A 2173-nucleotide genomic window follows, 5' to 3' on the forward strand; every position below is an offset into this window, starting at 1 on the left:
TGCCTGACTTTGGCAGCACCTGAGCCTCGATCCGGGCCGCTTCCGGCCCTTGGGTCAATGGCGTCGATTTAGGAATCGAGCATCTCGCGTACGGAGACGGCCAGTTGCTTCAGCGAGAATGGCTTCGGCAGGAAGCCGAACTTCGCGTCGGCCGGCAGGTTGCGGGCAAAGGCATCCTCCGCATAGCCCGAAACGAAGATGAACTTCAGGTCCGGGTATTTCTTGCGAAGCTCTGTCAGAAGCGTCGGTCCGTCCATCTCCGGCATGACCACGTCCGAAACGACGATATCGACCGCACCGTCGAGCTCGTCCATGATGTCCAGCGCCTCGACGCCGGATCCCGCCTCGTAGACGGTGTAGCCGCGCGTTTCGAGCATGCGCTTGCCGCCACGGCGCACCGCCTCCTCGTCTTCCACGAGCAGGACGACAGCCGAATCCCCGGTGAGATCGGCCGGCTCTTCGGCCTTCGCTACCGGTGCTGCAACCGCCTGTGCCACCAGCGCAGGTGCGGTCTCTGCCGCGGCAGACGCAGTCTGCGAAGTCTCTTCGACCGCTACCGGCACCTCGATGTGACGCGGCAAGAGGATACGGAAGGTCGTGCCCTTGCCGACCTCCGATTCCGGATAGATGTAGCCACCCGACTGCTTGACGATGCCATAGACCATCGACAGGCCGAGGCCGGTACCCTTGCCGACTTCCTTGGTGGTGAAGAACGGCTCGAAAATCTTGTCGAGGATCTCCGGCGGAATGCCGGTTCCCTGGTCGGCGACCTCGACCATCACGAAATCGTCGTCCGGCAACTCGCGGCGCCCGAAGGCTGCAACCTCTTCTGCGGGCAGGTTGCGCGTGCGAAGTGTGATAGTGCCGCCTTCAGGCATTGCGTCGCGGGCGTTGACCGCCAGGTTCAGCACCACCTGCTCGAACTGGCCGAGATCGGTCCTGACCGGCCAGAGATCTCGGCCATAGTCCACCTCGACCTTGACGTTGGTTCCGGTCATGCGGTCGACCAGCATGCGCAGGTCGCCGATCACGTCCGTCATGTTGAGCACCGTCGGCCGCATCGTCTGCTTGCGCGAGAAGGCGAGCAGCTGTCGTACGAGAACCGCAGCGCGGTTGGCGTTGCGCTTGATCTCCATCAGGTCGGCAAAGCTGGGGTCTGCCGGACGGGCCGACAGAAGCAGATGGTCCGACGAAAGCAGGATCGCCGTCAGCACGTTGTTGAAGTCGTGTGCGATGCCACCGGCGAGCGTGCCCACGGCGTTCATCTTCTGGGTCTGCGCCATCTGGTTCTCGAGCGCTTTCTGCTCGGTGATTTCAAGCGCATAGATGATCGCCGCTTCCTCAGGCGACTGATCGCTCTGGTCGATCACGGCGTTGATATAGAAGCGGAAATGGCGTTCGATATCCGTCGGATGTAGTGCATCGATCGGCGCGATATCGCCCTGCCGGTCCTTGGCCGCTGCCAGCGCCTCGTGCAGGCGTCCTTTTTCGGTTTCGTGCATCACGGCCTCGATCAACGCGCCGCGCTCGACGTCGTCCTGCGAGACGAGACCGGAGAAGAGCTTCAGGAATGGCGCGTTGGTGCGCAGAATCCGGCCGTTGCCGTCGACCGATGCGATTGCCATCGGCGTATTGTTGAAGAAGCGGGTAAAGCGCATCGCCGCGCTCGATGCCGATTGCTCGTTGTCCTCGCCGCCTTCGCGCGACATAACGATGGTGCGGCTTTCGCCGGGTGCCCCGTCACGGGTCGAGGAGACGCGGTGGATCATGCGCACCGGCAGGCTCTGGCCGTTCATCTTGCGCAGATCGAGATCCAGCATCTTGGTCTTCTTCAGGCCAGGCTCTGCCTGAACCGCCTGGACGAGCGTCAGCCCCTCGCCCGCCACTAGATCGCCGATGCTGATCGAGCCCGGCTGGAACTTGGTCAGGTCGATGCCGAGCCAGTCGGCGAGCGTGGCGTTGATGTAGAAGATCTCGCCCTTGCGCCCGGCGGAGAAGAATCCGGCCGGGGCGTGGTCGAGATAATCGATGGCGTTCTGCAATTCCTTGAAGAAGCGCTCCTGATCGTCGCGTTCCGCCGTAATGTCGGCAATCTGCCAGAGATAGAGCGGGTTGCGCTCGCTGTCTTCAAGCGGCAGCTCACGCGCCTTCAAGCGAAACGATTTGGCACCGG

1 protein-coding gene is annotated in these 2173 nt (G+C 62.7%); it reads right to left on the reverse strand.

Going from position 1 to position 2173, the window contains the following annotated elements:
- Positions 1 to 68: 68 nt before the first annotated feature.
- A partial coding sequence (cckA, locus tag I8N66_RS36995; RefSeq protein ID WP_291165487.1) for a cell cycle histidine kinase CckA occupies positions 69 to 2173 on the reverse strand: 2105 nt, incomplete at its 5' end.

This window comes from Ensifer sp. SSB1, assembly GCF_016652895.1.
Classification (GTDB): domain Bacteria; phylum Pseudomonadota; class Alphaproteobacteria; order Rhizobiales; family Rhizobiaceae; genus Ensifer.